The 16436-nt window shown below is 63.6% G+C and carries 29 protein-coding genes; all 29 read right to left on the bottom strand.

Features of this window, described 5'->3' with window-relative positions; genetic code table 11:
* Positions 1–40: 40 nt before the first annotated feature.
* A complete protein-coding gene (gene rpsK, locus RDV55_RS07000; protein WP_003790556.1) occupies positions 41–451 on the bottom strand; it encodes a 30S ribosomal protein S11 in 411 nt (136 codons plus the stop codon).
* Between the two features lie 61 nt (positions 452–512).
* Positions 513–887 (bottom strand): 30S ribosomal protein S13, encoded by a 375-nt coding sequence (gene rpsM / locus RDV55_RS06995; RefSeq protein WP_005872704.1) that lies wholly within the window; start codon positions 885–887, stop codon positions 513–515.
* A 148-nt stretch (positions 888–1035) separates the two neighbouring features.
* The gene (gene rpmJ, locus RDV55_RS06990; RefSeq protein WP_003790577.1) at positions 1036–1149 is read right to left on the bottom strand and encodes a 50S ribosomal protein L36; all 114 of its coding nucleotides are present in this window, start codon (positions 1147–1149) and stop codon (positions 1036–1038) included.
* A 40-nt stretch (positions 1150–1189) separates the two neighbouring features.
* On the bottom strand, positions 1190–1411 hold the full coding sequence (gene infA, locus RDV55_RS06985) for a translation initiation factor IF-1 (RefSeq protein WP_003790580.1): 222 nt from the start codon (positions 1409–1411) through the stop codon (positions 1190–1192).
* A gap of 502 nt (positions 1412–1913) precedes the next feature.
* Positions 1914–2822 carry a type I methionyl aminopeptidase gene (locus RDV55_RS06980; protein WP_111823841.1) on the bottom strand — a complete coding sequence of 303 codons (909 nt, stop codon included), beginning with the start codon at positions 2820–2822 and terminating at the stop codon, positions 1914–1916.
* Between the two features lie 3 nt (positions 2823–2825).
* Positions 2826–3404, bottom strand: a complete 579-nt coding sequence (locus tag RDV55_RS06975; RefSeq protein WP_111823842.1) for an adenylate kinase — start codon at positions 3402–3404, stop codon at positions 2826–2828.
* Positions 3401–4693, bottom strand: a complete 1293-nt coding sequence (secY, locus tag RDV55_RS06970; protein ID WP_111823843.1) for a preprotein translocase subunit SecY — start codon at positions 4691–4693, stop codon at positions 3401–3403. The genes RDV55_RS06975 and secY overlap by 4 nt, the downstream gene beginning before the upstream one ends.
* Positions 4694–4949: 256 nt before the next feature.
* Positions 4950–5414, bottom strand: coding sequence for a 50S ribosomal protein L15 (gene rplO, locus RDV55_RS06965; protein WP_111823844.1), 465 nt, complete (start codon positions 5412–5414; stop codon positions 4950–4952).
* 2 nt (positions 5415–5416) lie between these two features.
* On the bottom strand, positions 5417–5602 hold the full coding sequence (gene rpmD, locus RDV55_RS06960) for a 50S ribosomal protein L30 (RefSeq protein WP_003790588.1): 186 nt from the start codon (positions 5600–5602) through the stop codon (positions 5417–5419).
* Positions 5602–6291 carry a 30S ribosomal protein S5 gene (gene rpsE / locus RDV55_RS06955; RefSeq protein WP_009054680.1) on the bottom strand — a complete coding sequence of 230 codons (690 nt, stop codon included), beginning with the start codon at positions 6289–6291 and terminating at the stop codon, positions 5602–5604. The genes rpmD and rpsE overlap by 1 nt, the downstream gene beginning before the upstream one ends.
* A 28-nt stretch (positions 6292–6319) precedes the next feature.
* Entirely contained in the window at positions 6320–6691 is a 372-nt protein-coding gene (gene rplR, locus RDV55_RS06950; RefSeq protein WP_016460323.1) for a 50S ribosomal protein L18, read from the bottom strand.
* Complete coding sequence (gene rplF, locus RDV55_RS06945; protein WP_111823845.1) at positions 6691–7233, bottom strand: 50S ribosomal protein L6; 543 nt, start codon at positions 7231–7233, stop codon at positions 6691–6693. Before rplF ends, rplR begins: the two co-directional genes overlap by 1 nt.
* 15 nt (positions 7234–7248) lie before the next feature.
* Positions 7249–7647: a 30S ribosomal protein S8 gene (gene rpsH / locus RDV55_RS06940; RefSeq protein WP_009054660.1), complete on the bottom strand. Its 399-nt coding sequence runs from the start codon at positions 7645–7647 to the stop codon at positions 7249–7251.
* A 62-nt stretch (positions 7648–7709) separates the two neighbouring features.
* Entirely contained in the window at positions 7710–7895 is a 186-nt protein-coding gene (locus tag RDV55_RS06935; RefSeq protein ID WP_003790603.1) for a type Z 30S ribosomal protein S14, read from the bottom strand.
* Between the two features lie 3 nt (positions 7896–7898).
* Complete coding sequence (rplE, locus tag RDV55_RS06930; protein WP_003790605.1) at positions 7899–8444, bottom strand: 50S ribosomal protein L5; 546 nt, start codon at positions 8442–8444, stop codon at positions 7899–7901.
* A 2-nt stretch (positions 8445–8446) separates the two neighbouring features.
* A complete protein-coding gene (rplX, locus tag RDV55_RS06925) occupies positions 8447–8878 on the bottom strand; it encodes a 50S ribosomal protein L24 (protein ID WP_111823846.1) in 432 nt (143 codons plus the stop codon).
* A gap of 3 nt (positions 8879–8881) precedes the next feature.
* Positions 8882–9250: a 50S ribosomal protein L14 gene (rplN, locus tag RDV55_RS06920; protein ID WP_003790609.1), complete on the bottom strand. Its 369-nt coding sequence runs from the start codon at positions 9248–9250 to the stop codon at positions 8882–8884.
* Positions 9251–9338: 88 nt separating this feature from the next.
* Positions 9339–9605 carry a 30S ribosomal protein S17 gene (rpsQ, locus tag RDV55_RS06915; RefSeq protein ID WP_003790611.1) on the bottom strand — a complete coding sequence of 89 codons (267 nt, stop codon included), beginning with the start codon at positions 9603–9605 and terminating at the stop codon, positions 9339–9341.
* Positions 9606–9610: 5 nt separating this feature from the next.
* Positions 9611–9844, bottom strand: a complete 234-nt coding sequence (gene rpmC, locus RDV55_RS06910; RefSeq protein WP_003790613.1) for a 50S ribosomal protein L29 — start codon at positions 9842–9844, stop codon at positions 9611–9613.
* Complete coding sequence (rplP, locus tag RDV55_RS06905; RefSeq protein WP_003790615.1) at positions 9844–10263, bottom strand: 50S ribosomal protein L16; 420 nt, start codon at positions 10261–10263, stop codon at positions 9844–9846. The genes rpmC and rplP overlap by 1 nt, the downstream gene beginning before the upstream one ends.
* A 5-nt stretch (positions 10264–10268) precedes the next feature.
* Positions 10269–11078 (bottom strand): 30S ribosomal protein S3, encoded by an 810-nt coding sequence (gene rpsC, locus RDV55_RS06900; RefSeq protein ID WP_111823847.1) that lies wholly within the window; start codon positions 11076–11078, stop codon positions 10269–10271.
* 1 nt (position 11079) lies between these two features.
* A complete protein-coding gene (rplV, locus tag RDV55_RS06895) occupies positions 11080–11451 on the bottom strand; it encodes a 50S ribosomal protein L22 (RefSeq protein WP_111823848.1) in 372 nt (123 codons plus the stop codon).
* A 29-nt stretch (positions 11452–11480) separates the two neighbouring features.
* Positions 11481–11762, bottom strand: coding sequence for a 30S ribosomal protein S19 (rpsS, locus tag RDV55_RS06890; RefSeq protein ID WP_003790621.1), 282 nt, complete (start codon positions 11760–11762; stop codon positions 11481–11483).
* A gap of 16 nt (positions 11763–11778) precedes the next feature.
* Positions 11779–12615 (bottom strand): 50S ribosomal protein L2, encoded by an 837-nt coding sequence (gene rplB, locus RDV55_RS06885; RefSeq protein ID WP_009058541.1) that lies wholly within the window; start codon positions 12613–12615, stop codon positions 11779–11781.
* A gap of 22 nt (positions 12616–12637) precedes the next feature.
* Positions 12638–12943, bottom strand: a complete 306-nt coding sequence (rplW, locus tag RDV55_RS06880; protein ID WP_003790626.1) for a 50S ribosomal protein L23 — start codon at positions 12941–12943, stop codon at positions 12638–12640.
* Positions 12940–13584, bottom strand: coding sequence for a 50S ribosomal protein L4 (rplD, locus tag RDV55_RS06875; protein ID WP_009054699.1), 645 nt, complete (start codon positions 13582–13584; stop codon positions 12940–12942). The genes rplW and rplD overlap by 4 nt, the downstream gene beginning before the upstream one ends.
* Before the next feature lie 2 nt (positions 13585–13586).
* Positions 13587–14252: a 50S ribosomal protein L3 gene (rplC, locus tag RDV55_RS06870; RefSeq protein WP_111823849.1), complete on the bottom strand. Its 666-nt coding sequence runs from the start codon at positions 14250–14252 to the stop codon at positions 13587–13589.
* A gap of 11 nt (positions 14253–14263) precedes the next feature.
* Positions 14264–14572, bottom strand: coding sequence for a 30S ribosomal protein S10 (gene rpsJ / locus RDV55_RS06865; protein WP_003790631.1), 309 nt, complete (start codon positions 14570–14572; stop codon positions 14264–14266).
* Between the two features lie 604 nt (positions 14573–15176).
* Positions 15177–16364: an elongation factor Tu gene (tuf, locus tag RDV55_RS06860; protein ID WP_111823850.1), complete on the bottom strand. Its 1188-nt coding sequence runs from the start codon at positions 16362–16364 to the stop codon at positions 15177–15179.
* Positions 16365–16436: the final 72 nt, after the last annotated feature.

The raw sequence follows: 16436 nt of genomic DNA, 5'->3' as shown, positions 1-16436 counted from the left end.
GGTTCAGACGTGGGGAGGGCAGCGCCCTCCCGTCCACAAGTCAGCCGCGGCGGCGCTTCGGCGGGCGGGTGCCGTTGAAGGCCTGAGGCGTGACGTCCTGGATCGAACCGATCTCGAGGCCGGCGGCCTGGAGGGAACGGATCGCGGTCTCACGGCCGGAGCCGGGACCCTTCACAAAAACGTCAACCTTCTTCATGCCGTGCTCCTGGGCGCGACGAGCCGCAGCCTCGGCCGCGAGCTGCGCGGCGAAGGGGGTGGACTTACGCGAACCCTTGAAGCCAACCTGGCCGGAGGACGCCCAGGCGACAACCGCGCCCGTGGGGTCCGTCAGGGAAACGATGGTGTTGTTGAACGTCGACTTGATGTAGGCGTGGCCGTTGGTGACGTTCTTCGAAATCTTGCGACGCGGCTTGCGGGCACCGCCCGAGCGCGAGGTCTTTGCTGCTGCCATTTCTGGTTCAGTTCCTTCTTGTCGCGGAAAGCTACCCCGAGGGGATGCGCTCTCCTAGGCCTTACTTGGCCTTCTTCTTGCCTGCAACGGTGCGCTTGGGGCCCTTACGGGTACGCGCGTTGGTCTTGGTGCGCTGACCGTGGACCGGCAGGCCACGACGGTGGCGAAGGCCCTGGTACGAACCGATTTCGATCTTGCGACGAATGTCGGCCTGAACCTCACGGCGGAGGTCACCCTCAACCTTGAAGTTTGCCTCAATGTAGTCACGAAGCTTGACGAGTTCCTCTTCCGTCGCGTCCTTCACGCGAGTGTCCGGGCTGACGCCGGTGGCGGCGAGGGTCTCTGCCGCGCGGGTGCGGCCGACTCCGTAAATGTATGTGAGCGCGATCTCGAGCCGCTTCTCGCGGGGGAGGTCGACGCCGGCAATACGTGCCATGGTGATGTTGCTCCAGTTGTTCATCGGAGGTCGTCATCGCTCAGTCCGGGCGAGCAGCCCGGCCTCGGCCTCCGAACCGAGGGTCACCCGCGTGCGGGTGCTTAGAGTGATGCTGTGGGGCTTGGCGCCCCGCGGGTCGCAGCGGGCCTCAGCCCTGGCGCTGCTTGTGCCTGGGGTTGTCGCAGATGACCATGACGTTGCCGTGGCGACGAATCACCTTGCACTTGTCACAGATCTTCTTGACACTCGGCTTGACCTTCATGGTTGTTACCTCCACTGCCCGTCGGGCAGTTTGTGTCGGGTCACTTGTAGCGGTAGACGATGCGACCTCGGGAGAGGTCGTAGGGGCTCAGCTCGACGACAACTCGATCCTCGGGCAGGATGCGGATGTAGTGCTGGCGCATCTTTCCCGCAATGTGGCCGAGAACCACGTGGCCATTCTTCAGTTCCACTCGGAACATCGCGTTAGGCAGGGCCTCAACGACCGTGCCTTCCATTTCAATGACGCCGTCTTTCTTCGCCATATCCTCCGTTTATCCTCTACATGTCTCGGATAGGTTGCGGCGGATGCCGCTAGGCATAGCGCAGCGACGAATGCCGGATGCAGATACGCCCAAGGAACTACTCTACGGCATTGATACCCGTCGGCGATAGTCTGGGTCCCTGTCGGTTCGCTCACGTTCAATGCGTCACATTTCATTGAATCGCCGGTTCCGGTTGCCAGTGGTCGCGATGCCGACGCTGGTAGCGCGGCTTCTCTTCGCGCACGCTAACCCTCGAGGCGGGAACCTCCGTCCTGCAATGCGTACCTTAACCCTCGCGGCGGCGGCGCGGGCCGGCCGCTACCCCACCACCTCGGCGGTTCAGCCGAAAGATCAGGACGTTGGGGGTGACTCGTCGGGCCGATCCGCCACCGTCACAGTCAACCCACACTCGCGCCTGACAGCGTTCACGGAACAGGCCTCGTCCCAAAAAACTCGGGCCGGGTACCTACGCGAGGTACCAGGCCCGAAGCCGCCTGTCGCGTCAGTCGAGCGACACCGGGTTGACGCCGTAGGGTGCCAGGCCGGCCGCTCCCCCGTCGCGCGCCGTCAGGATGGACACACCATCCTCAGTGATGGCGATCGAGTGCTCCCAATGGGCTGCATCGCGCCCGTCGACCGTTCGCACCGTCCATTCGTCGTCATCCGTGCGCGAGGCAATCTCGCCGCGCGTGAGCATCGGCTCGACCGCCAGGACCATGCCCGGCTTGAGGCGAGCCTGAATGCCACGAACGTTGTAGTTGAGCACGTCCGGCGGCATGTGCATCTTGGTACCGATACCGTGGCCGACGAACTCCTCGATAATGCCGGCTTCCCAGCCATGGATGAGAGCATTGTCCGCAACGACAGTTTCAACTGCCTTGCCGACCGCGCTGATTCGCTTGCCGGAAGCCAGGCCAGCGAGGGCAGCCCACAGAGACTCGCGAGTGACGGCGTCGAGCTGGCGACGCTCACACAGCAGATCCTCCTCCACCCCGGCGATTGCGCCGGTGGCCCGTTGCCCCGCTGCGAAGTCCACGTCGGACACGAAGGAATCGCCAACGATAACGCTGAACGCAGCGTCTCCATGCCACTGACGACCACCACGCTCAACGTAAGCACCGCAGTCGAAAGAGACAATGTCGCCGGAAGCCAGCTCGTAGTCACCGGGAATACCGTGGACGATCACGTCGTTCACCGAGATGCATACCGTGGCGGGGTATCCGTAGTAGCCCTTGAAGTTTGAGGTCGCTCCCCCGTCAGTAATCGCCTGGGCGCTGACCTCGTCCAACTCGCGCGTCGTGATGCCGGGACGAATGGCTCCGCGCAGGGCCTCGTGGATCGAGGCGACGACCAGACCGGCCTCGCGCATCCATCGAAGCTCCTGCGCAGACTTCAGTTCAATGCGAGGCATCGGCTAGTTCTTTGCCACCGAGTCGAGGATCGCGAAAATGCGAGCCGTGACCTCGTCGATCGAGCCGCTACCGTCGACGACCTCGAGGAGATCCTGATCCACGTAATACGTGGCGACGGGCAACGTCTGCTGGTGGTAGACCTCCAGGCGGTGACGCATGACGGGCTCGGTATCGTCAGTGCGGTGCTGTTCCTGTGCGCGCTTGAGCATGCGCGCTACGACCTCATCCTCGTCCACCTGGATCTCCAGGACGACGTCGATCGGCTTACCCAGGTCGAGCAGCATGTCGCGCAGGACGTGCGCCTGCTCCACGGAGCGCGGGTAGCCATCAAGGAGAAAACCGCCCGCAGCGTCCGGAGCGGCCAGGCGAGCCTTCACCATGGCGTTCGTGACCGAATCCGGGACGAACTCACCACGGTCCATGTAGGCCTGCGCCTGCTTGCCGATCTCCGTACCTTCCGCCATATTGGCGCGGAAGATGTCGCCCGTCGAAATAGCCGGGATACCGAGGCGCTCAGCGATGCGCGAGGCCTGGGTGCCCTTGCCAGCTCCGGGAGGGCCGAGGAGGATGACGACTGTCATTTCAGGAATCCTTCGTAGTGATGCTGCTGCAGCTGCGTGTTGATTTCCTTCACCGTCTGCAGGCCGACGCCGATGATGATGAGCAGCGTGGTGCCACCGAAGGGCATCTGCGAGCTCGACAGCTTCAGCGGGATGATCGCGAGAGACGGCAGGAGCGCGATGATCACGAGGTAGAGGGCACCGGCTGAGGTGATCCTGTTGATCACGTAGCGCAGGTACTCAGCCGTGGGGCGACCCGCACGGTAGCCGGGGATGAAGCCTCCGTACTTCTTCATGTTGTCCGCGACCTCATCGGGGTTGAACGTGATAGCGGTGTAGAAGAAGGTGAAGAACAGAGTCATGAGACCGTAGATCGTCAGGTAGAACGAGCTACCCTGCGTGAAGTGCTCGGAGATCCACTGGACCCACTTGTCATCCGGCTTGCCGAACTGCGCCACCATCGGGGGCAGGGCGAGAATCGACGACGCGAAGATAACGGGGATAACGCCCGACATGTTGATCTTCAGCGGGATGTAGGTGGTGGTACCGCCGTACTGGCGACGACCGATCATGCGCTTGGCGTACTGGACGGGAATGCGACGCTGCGCCTGCTCGACGTAAACGACCGCGATGGCAACGAGGAGGAGCAGCGCGACGATAGCTGCGACCGAGCCCCACTTGCCAGCCTGCCCGATGGAGAGCAGCTGCTCGGGTAGACGAGCGGCGATCGACGTGAAGATCAGCAGCGACATGCCATTGCCGATACCGCGCTCGGTGATGAGCTCGCCCAGCCACATGATGACGCCGGTGCCTGCCATCATGACGATGATCATCATGATGAAGGTAAGAACCGAACGATCCTTAATGATCTCGTACTGGCAAGACTGGAAGAGCTGGCCGCTACGCGCCAGAGAGATCGTCGTGGTCGCCTGCAGGACGCCCAGGAAGATCGTCAGGTAACGCGTGTACTGCGTGAGCTTCGCCTGGCCGGACTGCCCCTCCTTGTGGAGGTCGTCAAAGCGAGGAATGACGACCCTCAGCAGCTGAATGATAATCGACGCGGTGATGTAGGGCATGATGCCCAGCGCGAAGATCGACAGCTGGAGGAGCGCTCCACCCGAAAACAGGTTGACGAGGTCGAGCAGCGACGCCTGCGACTCCTGCGCCATACAGCGCTGGACGGCCTGCGAGTCCACGCCGGGCGTCGGAATGAACGAACCCAGCCGGAACGCGGCCATGATGAACAGGGTAAAGAGCAGCTTCCGACGCAGGTCGGGGGTACGGAACGCCTGGGCGAATGCACCGAGCAAGGCTTCCTCCTACGGGTGATGAGCAAACGGGGCGAAGCCCCTAGACTGATCCAGCTTACCCGACACGGGTAGCGGTTGGCGATATCCAATCATTAAAAAAGCGCATTGCCGTGTATTTAACGAAACACGGAGCACGTGGTCCCCGATGCGGGGATCAGTCGTTTTCGCGAGCACACGGCGATTTGACAGCCTTTCGCCCGCGATACAACAGACACGTAACGGGGGTGGTCCTGCGAAGGACCACCCCCGTTCACCGTCAGCGAGCCGAGATGGACCCGCCGGCAGCCGTGATCTTAGCCTCGGCGGAGGACGACCAGGAGTCGACCTCGACCTCGAGCTTCACGCTCAGGTCGCCGGTACCGAGCACCTTGACGGGCGCGGAATCGCGGACGGCGTGCTTGGCGATGAGGTCCTCGACCGTGACCTTGCCACCCTCGGGGAACAGCTCCCCGAGCTTGCCAACGTTCACGACCTGGTACTCAACGCGGAAGGGGTTCTTGAAGCCGCGGAGCTTCGGCAGACGCATGTGGATCGGCATCTGGCCACCCTCGAAGCCGGCAGCAACCTGGTAACGGGCCTTGGTGCCCTTGGTGCCACGGCCGGCGGTCTTACCCTTCGAACCCTCACCGCGACCCACGCGGGTCTTCGCGGTCTTGGCTCCGGGGGCAGGACGCAGGTGATGCAGCTTAACGATCTGCGTCTTGTTCGTGGAGTCCGCCATTGTCAGTCGACCTCCTCAGCGGTCACCAGGTGACGCACGGTGCGAACGGCGCCAAGGACGACGTCCGTCTGCTCACGCACGACACTCTGGCCGATCTTGCGCAGCCCGAGGGTGCGCAGCGTGTCCTTCATGTTCTGCTTCGCGTGAGCAGAGGACTTGACCAGCGTGATCTTGATGTTCTTCGCCATCACTTAGCCTCCCCTGCAGCGGCCTTATCGGCCTCGGCGGCCTCGGCAGCCGCGCGCTTCTCAGCCTCGCCCTCTGCGCGAGCGCGCAGCATGGAAGCGGGAGCAACGCGCTCGAGGGGCAGGCCGCGACGAGCGGCGACAGCCTCGGGCTGCTCGAGCTGCTTGAGTGCGTCAACCGTCGCGTGGACGATGTTGATCGCGTTGGACGAGCCCAGCGACTTGGTGAGCACGTCGTGGACGCCCGCGGCCTCCAGGACGGCGCGCACCGGGCCACCGGCGATAACGCCGGTACCGGGGGCGGCCGGACGGAGCAGGACGATACCGGCGGTATCGCGGCCCTGCACCACGTGCGTGATCGTGCGGCGGATCATCGGGACGCGGAAGAAGTTCTTCTTCGCCTCCTCGACACCCTTGGAAATAGCCTGAGGAACTTCCTTGGCCTTTCCGTAGCCGACGCCCACCGTGCCTTCGCCGTCACCCACGACAACCAGGGCGGTGAAGGAGAAACGACGTCCACCCTTCACGACCTTGGAGACGCGGTTGATCGTAACGACGCGCTCGATGTACTCGTTCTTGTTCTCGTTGTTCCGGCGGTTATCGCGATCGTTGCCGCGGCCGGAGCGGCGCTCACGGCGATCGTTGTTCTCGCCCGCGCCCGAACCGTTCCTGTCTCGCTGCTGTGCAGCCATCAGATGATCTCTCTTTCTTTCGGCTCGTTCACAGCTCGAGTCCGCCCTCACGGGCGGCCTCGGCAACGGCCGCAACGCGACCTGCGTACTTGTTACCACCACGGTCGAAGACGACAGCGGAGATACCGGCAGCCTTCGCACGCTCGGCGATCAGTGCGCCGACCTTGCGAGCCTTGTCGGTCTTCGTGCCCTCGGAACCAGCGAGCTCGGTCTCGATGTCGGAGGCCGACACCAGGGTGTGGCCGACCGTATCGTCGATGACCTGAGCCACCATGTGGCGGTTCGAACGGGTGACGACCAGACGGGGACGCTCGGGCGTGCCGTTGATCTTCTTGCGGAGGCGGAGGTGACGGCGCTTGCGAGCGACGAACTTGCCCTTGCCCTTGATCGAGTAAGCCATCACTTACCAGCCTTTCCGACCTTGCGACGGATGGTCTCGCCCACGTAGTGGATGCCCTTGCCCTTGTAGGGCTCCGGCTTCTTCAGCTTGCGGATGCGAGCAGCGGTCTCACCGACGAGCTGCTTGTCAATTCCGGACACCGAGAACAGCGTCTGGGACTTCGGAGCGATCGTGAACTCGATGCCCTCGGGCGGGGTGATGGTGATCGTGTGGGAGAAGCCCAGGGAGAACTCAAGGTCCTTGCCCTTGGCGACCACGCGGTAACCGGTGCCCGTGATCTCGAGATCCTTCTTGTAGCCTTCGGTCACGCCGACAATCATGTTGGCGATCAGCGTACGGGACAGTCCGTGGAGCGAACGCGAGGTGCGCTCGTCGTTGGGACGCTCGACGACAACCTGGCCGTCCTCGATCTTCGCGACGATGGGCTCGGCGACGACGTGAGAAAGGGTACCCTTCGGGCCCTTCACGGTCACGTTCTGGCCGTCGATCGTCACGTCGACGCCGGCGGGGATAGCGATGGGGTTCTTACCAATTCGCGACATTGTTCAGCCTCCTCATCACCAGATGTAGGCGAGGACTTCCCCACCCACACCCTTCTCGGCTGCCTGACGGTCGGTGAGCAGGCCGGAGGACGTGGACAGGATCGCCACGCCGAGGCCGCCGCGGACCTTGGGCAGGTTGGTGGACTTGGCGTACACGCGCAGACCGGGCTTGGACACGCGCTTGAGCCCCTGGATGGCGGCTTCGCGGTGCGAGCCGTACTTCAGGTTGATCGTCAGGGTCTTGCCCACGCGGGCATCCTCGACGGAGGTCGAGGCGATGTAGCCTTCCTCGACCAGGATGTTCGCAATCGCGTTCTTGAGCTTCGAGTACGGCATGGAAACCGCATCGTGGTGCGCACGATTCGCGTTGCGCAGACGCGTCAGCATATCTGCAATCGGGTCTGTCATTGTCATGGGGGTTTATTCCCCTTCCTCGTCGCGGTTTCTCCGGTTACCCGGGACCTGCGACGTTCGTTTTACCAGCTGCTCTTAGTGACACCGGGGAGCTCGCCACGGTGGGCAAGCTCGCGCAGGCACACGCGGCACAGTCCGAACTTGCGGTACACCGAGTGCGGACGACCGCAACGGTTGCACCGGGTGTAGGCACGCACGCCGAACTTCGGCTTGCGGGCAGCCTTGACCTTCAGGGATGTCTTGGCCATGGGTCAGTCCTCCTTGAACGGGAAGCCGAGGTGACGGAGAAGGGCGCGACCCTCTTCGTCGGTGGTGGCCGAGGTGACAACCGTGATGTCCATGCCGCGCACTCGGTCGATCGAGTCCTGGTCGATCTCGTGGAACATCGACTGTTCCGTGAGACCGAAGGTGTAGTTACCGTGACCATCGAACTGCTTGGGGGACAGTCCGCGGAAGTCACGGATGCGGGGAAGCGCCGTCGAGAGGAGGCGGTCCAGGAACTCCCACATGCGGTCGCCGCGAAGCGTGACGTGCGCACCGATCGCCTGGCCCTCACGCAGCTTGAACTGTGCGATGGACTTCTTGGCGCGGGTGGTCACGGGCTTCTGGCCGGTGATCGCGGTGAGGTCGCGGAGCGCGCCCTCGAGTGCCTTCGAGTCGCGAGCGGCCTCGCCGACACCCATGTTGACGACAATCTTCGTCAGTCCGCCGACCTGCATGACGTTCTCGTGCTTGAACTCCGCACGGAGCGCCTCACGGATCTCGGAGACGTACTTTTCCTTCAGACGCGGGGCCATGCTCAGATCTCCTTGCCCTGCTCAACGCCGCGCTGCGCGCCGCCGCGAGCCACGCGGACTCGAACGGTGCGGGTGCGGCCGCCGCGCTCAACGGTATCCTCGCGGAAACCGACGCGAACGCGCTTCTTGGTCTCGGGGTCGACCAGAGCGACCTTCGACAGGGCGATGGGGGCTTCGATGGTCTCGATGCCGCCGGCGCTGCCCTGCTGGCCCTGGCGCACGTGGCGCGTCTTCAGGTTGATGCCCTCGACGAGGACCTTGCCCTCGGCCGGGAACACCTGGATGACGCGGCCCTGCTTGCCCTTGTCGCCGGGCTTCAAGGGCTCGAGTCCCTCTTCAGCGCGACGGGCGTTGCGCTTGGCCAGCGCCTTCTCGTCGGACGTGCGTCCGCGAACGACCTCGACGAGGTCATTCTTACGAATCTTGGCTGCCATGGATCAGATCACCTCCGGAGCGAGGGAGACGATACGCATGAACTTCTTGTCGCGCAGCTCGCGGCCCACGGGGCCGAAGATACGCGTGCCACGCGGCTCGCCATTGTTGTTGATGATGACGGCCGCATTCTCGTCGAAACGAATGTAGGAACCGTCGGGGCGGCGGGTTTCCTTACGCGTGCGAACGATCACTGCCTTGACGACTTCGCCCTTCTTGACGTTGCCGCCGGGGATGGCGTCCTTCACGGTAGCGACAATGGTGTCGCCGATACCCGCGTAGCGCCGACCCGAGCCACCGAGAACACGGATGGTCAGGATCTCCTTGGCCCCTGTGTTATCGGCGACCTTCAGTCGCGACTCCTGCTGGATCATTTTCTATTGACTCCTGTCGTCGTGCCGGTTCTCTTCCGGATTGTCCCGGTCGAGCCTTGCCGAACGGATTTCGGTCTGTGAGCGAAGGTCACTTCGCCTTTTCGAGGATCTCCACAACGCGCCAGCGCTTGGTGGCCGACAGCGGGCGGGTCTCCATGATGAGGACGAGATCGCCGACGCCGCACTCGTTGTGCTCGTCGTGAACCTTGACCTTCTTGTTCTTGCGCATGACCTTGCCGTAGAGGGCGTGCTTGACGCGGTCCTCGATCTGGACGACAACGGTCTTGTCCATCTTGTCGCTGACGACGTAGCCGCGACGGACCTTGCGCTCGTTACGAGCGGTGGTTTCTGCCATCAGGCTCACTCCTCAGTGCTCGGGGCGGTGCGGTAGCCAAGCTCCCGCTCACGCGCGATGGTGTAGATCCGGGCAATGTCGCGACGCACGGTCTTCATGCGACCGTGATCCTCGAGGTTGCCAACGGCCTGCGCGAATCGCAGGTTGAACAGCTCGGCCTTAGCCTTCTCGAGCTCCTTGGACAGCTGGGAGTTGTCCATGGCGTCGAGCTGCTCGGTGGTCAGACCCTTATCTGCCATCAGATGTCACCACCCTCTCGGACCACGAAGCGGGTCTTGATAGGAAGCTTGTGCTGGGCACGGCTGAGGGCCTCGCGAGCGAGCTCCTCGGGGACGCCTGCCAGCTCGAACATGACACGTCCGGGCTTGACGGGAGCAACCCACCACTCCGGAGCACCCTTACCGGAACCCATTCGGGTTTCGGCGGGCTTCTTGGTCAGCGGGCGGTCCGGGAAGATGTTGATCCAGACCTTACCGCCACGCTTGATGTGACGGGTCACGGCAATACGAGCCGCCTCAATCTGACGGTTGGTGATGTACGCAGCCTCGAGAGCCTGGATGCCGTAGTCGCCGAACGCCAGTTCGGTACCACCGGAGGCGAAGCCAGTGCGGTGAGGACGGTGCTGCTTGCGGTACTTAGTCCGACGGGGAATGAGCATTGGGCTCAGGCCTCCGTTCCGGTCGTGGGCACAGCGGCCTCGGAGGCAGAAGCCTCACGGGGAGCCTGCTGCGCAGCGGTCTCCTGGTTGGGGCGTCCACCGCGGCGGGGGCCACGGCGTCCATCGCGACGGCCGCCACGCTGGGCCTGCTCGGCCTGCTGGCGGGCGAACTCGCGCTCAGTAATGTCACCCTTGTAGATCCACACCTTGACGCCGATGCGACCGAAGGTCGTACGAGCCTCGTGGAATCCGTAGTCGATGTTCGCGCGGAGGGTGTGCAGCGGCACGCGGCCCTCACGGTAGAACTCGGAGCGGGACATTTCAGCGCCACCCAGACGGCCGGACACCTGGACACGAATGCCCTTGGCGCCAGCGCGCTGCGCGGACTGAATGCCCTTACGCATCGCACGACGGAAGGACACGCGGGCAGCAAGCTGCTCGGCGATGCCCTGCGCAACGAGCTGCGCTTCGAGATCGGGGTTCTTCACCTCGAGGATGTTGAGCTGAACCTGCTTGCCCGTCAGCTTCTCGAGCTGCACGCGCAGGCGGTCGGCCTCGGCACCACGACGACCGATGACGATGCCCGGACGCGCGGTGTGCAGGTCGACGCGGACGCGGTCACGCGTACGCTCGATGCTCACCTCGGCGATGCCGGCGCGCTCAAGGTTGTCGGTCAGGAACTTGCGGATCGCGACGTCTTCCGCCACGTAATCCGCGTAGCGCTGTCCCTTGGTGGTGGAGTCGGAGAACCAGCGAGACCGGTGGTCAGTGGTGATTCCCAGACGGAACCCGCGGGGGTTGACCTTCTGACCCATATCAGCGGTCTCCCTTCTTCTTGTCTTCCTTGGTCCCCACCACGATGGTGATGTGGGAGGTGCGCTTCAGGATACGACCGGCGCGCCCCTGTGCACGGGGACGAATGCGCTTCATGGTCGGACCCTCGTCCACGTATGCCTCCAGGACGAGCAGGTCGGCCTCGTTGAAGGTCTCTCCGGCGTTCTGCGCCTTGACCTTCGAGTTGGCGACGGCGCTCAGGAGCACCTTGCGGACATCGGTGGCGACGGCCTGCGGGGCGAACCGCAGAATGTCGGCGGCCTCCAGAACACGCTTGCCGCGAACCTCGTTCACAACACGGCGGGACTTCTGGGGCGTGACGCGGATGAATCGCGCCTGCGCCTTGGCTTCCATGTATCTGCCTCTTCTTCCGTGGGGCCGGCTCAGCGCCGACGTCCCTTACGATCGTCCTTGTCGTGGCTGCGGAAAGTACGCGTGGGAGCGAACTCGCCGAGCTTGTGGCCCACCATCGACTCGGTGACGAAAACGGGCACATGCTTACGTCCGTCATGGACGGCGATGGTCAGACCCAGGAAGTCCGGGGTGATGACCGAGCGACGCGACCAGGTCTTGATGACGTTCTTAGAGCCGGATTCGTTCGCGGCGTCGACCTTCTTGAGCAGGTGATCGTCGACGAACGGGCCCTTCTTCAAACTACGCGGCATTTCAATCGACTCCTACTCAGCGGTTCTTGCCGGTCTTGCGACGGCGGACGATCAGACGATCGGACGCCTTCTTCGGACGACGCGTACGGCCCTCGGGCTTGCCCCAAGGCGACACGGGGTGACGACCACCGGACGTGCGGCCTTCACCACCGCCGTGCGGGTGATCAACCGGGTTCATAACGACACCACGGACGTGCGGGCGCTTGCCCTTCCAGCGCATACGGCCGGCCTTGCCCCAGTTGATGTTCGACTGCTCGGCGTTGCCGACCTCGCCGATGGTGGCGCGGCAGGTGGCCTCAACGTTGCGGATCTCGCCGGAGGGCATACGCAGCTGGGCGAAGCGGCCTTCCTTAGCGACGAGCTGCACGGAGGTGCCAGCGGAACGAGCGATCTTAGCGCCGCCACCCGGGTAGAGCTCGACAGCGTGCACAACGGTACCCAGGGGGATGTTGCGCAGCTGCAGCGAGTTGCCGGGCTTGATGTCGGCGCCAACGCCAGCCTCGATGTGATCGCCCTGCTTCAGGCCGGTCGGAGCGAGGATGTAGCGCTTCTCGCCATCCGCGTAGTGCAGGAGAGCAATGCGTGCCGTGCGGTTGGGGTCGTACTCGATGTGAGCGACCGTTGCCGGGACGCCGTCCTTGTCGTGACGACGGAAGTCGATCACACGGTACTGACGCTTGTGGCCTCCGCCGCGGTGGCGGGAGGTGACACGGCCGTTGTTGTTACGGCCACCGGTCTTGTGCAGCGGGCGAAGCAGCGACTTCTCGGGGGTGTCGCGGGTGATCTCGACGAAGTCAGAGACGGACGAGAAGCGACGGCCCGGGGTCGTGGGCTTGTACTTGCGAATTCCCATTGTTCAAATGTCCCTTCGGTCCTCAGGCCTGATCGCCGAAGATGTCGATGGTGCCCTCACGCACGGTGACGATGGCACGCTTGACGTCCTTGCGCTTACCGATCCCGTTGCGGGTGCGGTAGGTCTTGCCCTTGCGGTTCTGGGTCGCGATGGAACCGATCTTGACGCCGAAGATACGCTCCAGGGCAATCTTGATCTCGGTCTTGTTCGCGCGGGGGTCAACCTCGAAGGTGTACTTGCCCAGGTCCATGAGGGCGAGCGACTTCTCGGTGGTGACCGGCTTCAGGATGATGTCGCGGGGGTTCTTGCCCGCTTCAATCGTGCTCACTTGGTCTCCTCCTTGGTACCGAGGAAGGACTCAAGGGCGGCCTGCGTGAAGACGATGTCATCGGCGTCCAGGACGTCGTACGTGTTCAGCTGGTCGGCCCACAGGACGTGAACCTCGGGAACGTTGCGCAGGGACAGCGCGGTCAGTTCGTTGCCACGCTCGAGGACGACGAGAGCCTGACGGTCCTCGACGATCGCGCGCAGCGCGGCGAGAGCAGCCTTGGTCGAGGGCTTGTCGCCTTCGAACAGGGCGGTGACAACGTGGATGCGGTCAGCGCGCGCACGATCGGACAGAGCGGAACGCAGAGCGCCCTGCTTCATCTTCTTGGGGGTGCGCTGGTCGTAGTCACGCGGCTGAGGGCCGTGGACGATGCCGCCACCGGTGAAGTGAGGCGCACGGATGGAACCCTGGCGAGCGTTACCGGTGCCCTTCTGACGGAACGGCTTCTTGCCGCCGCCGGCGACCTCACCACGGGTCTTCGTCGCATGCGTGCCCTGACGGGCGGCCGCGAGCTGAGCGACGACAACCTGGTGCATCAGCGGAATGTTGGTGGGAACGTCAAAGATGGAGCCGGGGAGAACGACGGAACCCGCCTTCTTGCCCTTGAGGTCGATGACGTCGACGTTACGATCGTCAGCCATGATCACGCACCCTTCACGGAGGAGCGAACCAGGACAACGCCGTTCTTCGGGCCGGGGATGGCACCGCTGATGAGCAGCAGGCCCTTCTCGGTGTCGACGGCCTGGATCGTCAGGTTCTCAACAGTACGACGGTTGCCACCCATGCGGCCGGCCATGCGCAGGCCCTTGAAGATGCGACCGGGCGTCGCGCAGGCGCCGATCGAACCGGGCTTGCGGTGGTTGCGGTGCGCACCGTGGGAGGCGGAAACGCCAGCGAAGCCGTGACGCTTCATAACGCCGGCAAAGCCCTTGCCCTTGGTGGTGCCGGAGACGTCGACGGCCTGGCCAGCCTCGAAGGTGGCGGCGTCGAGCTCCTGGCCGAGCTCGTAGGAGTCGTGCTCGGAGGTACGGACCTCAACGAGGTGACGGCGCGGAGCAACTCCGGCCTTCTCGAAGTGGCCCTGCAGGGGCTTGGTGACCTTACGGGAGTCAATCTCACCGAAGCCAAGCTGGATAGCGGAGTAGCCGTCAACCTCGTCGGTACGAACCTGGGTGACGACGTTGGTGCCGACCTGCACGACAGTCAGGGGCACGAGGTGGCCGTCGGCATCCCAAACCTGGGTCATGCCGATCTTGCGGCCGAGCAGCGCCTTAATGGGCGCGGCAGCGTGCTGCTTCTTGTTAGTCATTGCAGATGTCCTCAGAGCTTGATCTCGATGTTGACGTCCGCAGGCAGGTCGAGGCGCATGAGCGAGTCGACGGCCTTGGGGGTCGGGTCGATGATGTCGATGAGCCGCTTGTGCGTACGCATTTCAAAGTGCTCGCGGCTGTCCTTGTACTTGTGGGGCGACCGAATAACGACGAAAACGTTCTTCTCGGTCGGCAGCGGCACCGGGCCCACGACCGTGGCGCCCGCACGCTGTACGGTGTCCACGATCTTGCGCGCGGAGCTGTCGATGACCTCGTGGTCATACGACTTGAGCCGGATGCGGATCTTCTGTCCCGCCATGCCGTCTTACCTCTTCTCGTACAGATTCGCCGCCGGTCCCCGCACTCGGGCGTGTCGCAGCCGTTGTGCGCGCAATTGCTCGCGCTGGACCGACGTCTTGTCCAAAGATCTTGGGCATATTGCCCGATCCACACGTGATGGCACGCATGGACCACCCCAGAGACGCTGGGGCAACCGTGCCATTCTGTCAGAGTTCCACCCGCGAGCACAAACCCGGAAGGGGATTCTCGCATGTGAAACCACCGACAGAGTGGCATCGATAACGGCCTGAGACGCGATAGGCAGCCCAGACCGTCACCAAGCAACTACCGTACCCCGCACTCGGGCGTGTCGCAAGCGGTGATCGGTCACAATCACGTAGCCGAGTCCCGAACGGCAACGGAGTAGCGCGTCATATGGCTGGACAACACGGGACACGCTCCTCAGTTTCGCAACAAACGTCACAGCAGCTTACGAGCCTCGTGCCGCGAATTGCCCTCGCGCGGCGAACACGGTTACGCGCAGCGACCCCGACAGCGAAGGGCCCCGCCTCCTTGGGGAGGCGGGGCCCTCAATGCCGCTGGATCAGCAGCGAATCAGATCTGAGAAAAACTCAGAGCGTGATTCACTTGCGGATCTCGGTGACACGACCGGAACCAACGGTGCGGCCACCCTCACGGATGGCGAAGCCGAGGCCGGGCTCCATAGCGATGGGCTGGATCAGCTCAACGGAGATCTCGGTGGTGTCGCCAGGCATGACCATGTCGGTGCCCTCGGGGAGCGTGATGACGCCGGTCACGTCCGTGGTACGGAAGTAGAACTGCGGGCGGTAGTTGGAGAAGAACGGGTTGTGACGGCCGCCCTCTTCCTTCTTGAGGATGTAGACCTGGCCACCGAACTCGGTGTGAGGCGTGATGGAGCCGGGGACGGCCACAACCTGGCCACGCTCGACCTCGTCGCGCTTGGTGCCACGGAGCAGCAGACCACAGTTCTCGCCTGCCCAGGCCTCGTCCATCGACTTGTGGAACATCTCGATACCGGTAACCGTGGTCTTCTGGGGCTCACGGATACCGAGGATCTCGACCTCGGAGTTGATGGGCAGCTTGCCACGCTCAACACGACCGGTGACGACCGTGCCACGACCGGTGATCGTGAAGACGTCCTCGATCGGCATGAGGAAGGGCTTGTCCATGTCGCGCTCGGGGGTGGGGATGTAGGAATCCACAGCCTCCATGAGCTCCTCGACCTTGGCAACCCACTCCGGGTCGCCCTCGAGGGCCTTCAGAGCGGACACCTGGATGATCGGAGCATCGCGATCGAAGTCCTGGGACTCGAGCAGGTCGCGGCACTCTTCCTCAACCAGCTCCAGCATCTCCTCGTCGTCGACCATGTCGGACTTGTTGAGGGCGATGAGGATGGTGGGAACGCCGACCTGACGGGCGAGCAGAACGTGCTCGCGGGTCTGGGCCATGGGGCCGTCGGTGGCGGCGACCACGAGGATAGCGCCGTCCATCTGGGCCGCGCCGGTGATCATGTTCTTGACGTAGTCGGCGTGGCCGGGGGCGTCAACGTGCGCGTAGTGACGCGCCTCGGTCTGGTACTCGACGTGGGAGACGTTGATCGTGATACCACGATCGCGCTCTTCGGGAGCGTTGTCGACCTGATCGAAGGGGGTGAACTCGTTGAGTTCGGGGTACTTGTCGTGCAGCACCTTGGTGATAGCTGCCGTCAGCGTCGTCTTGCCGTGGTCAACGTGACCAATCGTGCCGATGTTGACGTGCGGCTTGGTGCGCTCAAACTTGGCCTTCGCCACTTGTGTCCTCCTGGACTCGGGTAGATATTCTCAGCCTACGGCTAGGTGCCACTTTAACACCCCTGGGGCTTG

Source organism: Schaalia odontolytica (assembly GCF_031191545.1).
Classification (GTDB): Bacteria; Actinomycetota; Actinomycetes; order Actinomycetales; family Actinomycetaceae; genus Pauljensenia; species Pauljensenia odontolytica.
The sequence above is the reverse complement of the archived record's forward strand: the minus strand, read 5'-3'. Positions and strand labels throughout refer to the sequence as shown.

Excerpts from the sequence above, each read along its gene's own strand:
- RDV55_RS06935 (WP_003790603.1), bottom strand. The coding sequence starts at position 7,895 with ATGGCCAAGACATCCCTGAAGGTCAAGGCTGCCCGCAAGCCGAAGTTC.
- rpsH (WP_009054660.1), bottom strand. The coding sequence starts at position 7,647 with ATGACAATGACAGACCCGATTGCAGATATGCTGACGCGTCTGCGCAAC.
- rplP (WP_003790615.1), bottom strand. The coding sequence starts at position 10,263 with ATGCTCATTCCCCGTCGGACTAAGTACCGCAAGCAGCACCGTCCTCAC.
- rpsC (WP_111823847.1), bottom strand. The coding sequence starts at position 11,078 with ATGGGTCAGAAGGTCAACCCCCGCGGGTTCCGTCTGGGAATCACCACT.
- rplB (WP_009058541.1), bottom strand. The coding sequence starts at position 12,615 with ATGGGAATTCGCAAGTACAAGCCCACGACCCCGGGCCGTCGCTTCTCG.
- rpsM (WP_005872704.1), bottom strand. The coding sequence starts at position 887 with ATGGCACGTATTGCCGGCGTCGACCTCCCCCGCGAGAAGCGGCTCGAG.
- rplX (WP_111823846.1), bottom strand. The coding sequence starts at position 8,878 with ATGGCAGCCAAGATTCGTAAGAATGACCTCGTCGAGGTCGTTCGCGGA.
- rpsJ (WP_003790631.1), bottom strand. The coding sequence starts at position 14,572 with ATGGCGGGACAGAAGATCCGCATCCGGCTCAAGTCGTATGACCACGAG.
- rplF (WP_111823845.1), bottom strand. The coding sequence starts at position 7,233 with ATGTCGCGAATTGGTAAGAACCCCATCGCTATCCCCGCCGGCGTCGAC.
- RDV55_RS06980 (WP_111823841.1), bottom strand. The coding sequence starts at position 2,822 with ATGCCTCGCATTGAACTGAAGTCTGCGCAGGAGCTTCGATGGATGCGC.
- rpsQ (WP_003790611.1), bottom strand. The coding sequence starts at position 9,605 with ATGGCAGAAACCACCGCTCGTAACGAGCGCAAGGTCCGTCGCGGCTAC.
- rplC (WP_111823849.1), bottom strand. The coding sequence starts at position 14,252 with ATGACTAACAAGAAGCAGCACGCTGCCGCGCCCATTAAGGCGCTGCTC.
- RDV55_RS06975 (WP_111823842.1), bottom strand. The coding sequence starts at position 3,404 with ATGACAGTCGTCATCCTCCTCGGCCCTCCCGGAGCTGGCAAGGGCACC.
- rpmD (WP_003790588.1), bottom strand. The coding sequence starts at position 5,602 with ATGGCGAAGAACATCAAGATCACGCTGGTCAAGTCCTCTGCTCACGCG.
- rpsE (WP_009054680.1), bottom strand. The coding sequence starts at position 6,291 with ATGGCTGCACAGCAGCGAGACAGGAACGGTTCGGGCGCGGGCGAGAAC.
- rpmC (WP_003790613.1), bottom strand. The coding sequence starts at position 9,844 with ATGGCAGATAAGGGTCTGACCACCGAGCAGCTCGACGCCATGGACAAC.
- rplD (WP_009054699.1), bottom strand. The coding sequence starts at position 13,584 with ATGGCTGACGATCGTAACGTCGACGTCATCGACCTCAAGGGCAAGAAG.
- rplV (WP_111823848.1), bottom strand. The coding sequence starts at position 11,451 with ATGGAAGCCAAGGCGCAGGCGCGATTCATCCGCGTCACGCCCCAGAAG.
- rplR (WP_016460323.1), bottom strand. The coding sequence starts at position 6,691 with ATGGCTTACTCGATCAAGGGCAAGGGCAAGTTCGTCGCTCGCAAGCGC.
- rpmJ (WP_003790577.1), bottom strand. The coding sequence starts at position 1,149 with ATGAAGGTCAAGCCGAGTGTCAAGAAGATCTGTGACAAGTGCAAGGTG.
- rpsK (WP_003790556.1), bottom strand. The coding sequence starts at position 451 with ATGGCAGCAGCAAAGACCTCGCGCTCGGGCGGTGCCCGCAAGCCGCGT.
- rplE (WP_003790605.1), bottom strand. The coding sequence starts at position 8,444 with ATGGCCCCGCGTCTGAAGGAAAAGTACGTCTCCGAGATCCGTGAGGCG.
- infA (WP_003790580.1), bottom strand. The coding sequence starts at position 1,411 with ATGGCGAAGAAAGACGGCGTCATTGAAATGGAAGGCACGGTCGTTGAG.
- rplO (WP_111823844.1), bottom strand. The coding sequence starts at position 5,414 with ATGGCGGACTCCACGAACAAGACGCAGATCGTTAAGCTGCATCACCTG.
- rplN (WP_003790609.1), bottom strand. The coding sequence starts at position 9,250 with ATGATCCAGCAGGAGTCGCGACTGAAGGTCGCCGATAACACAGGGGCC.
- rpsS (WP_003790621.1), bottom strand. The coding sequence starts at position 11,762 with ATGCCGCGTAGTTTGAAGAAGGGCCCGTTCGTCGACGATCACCTGCTC.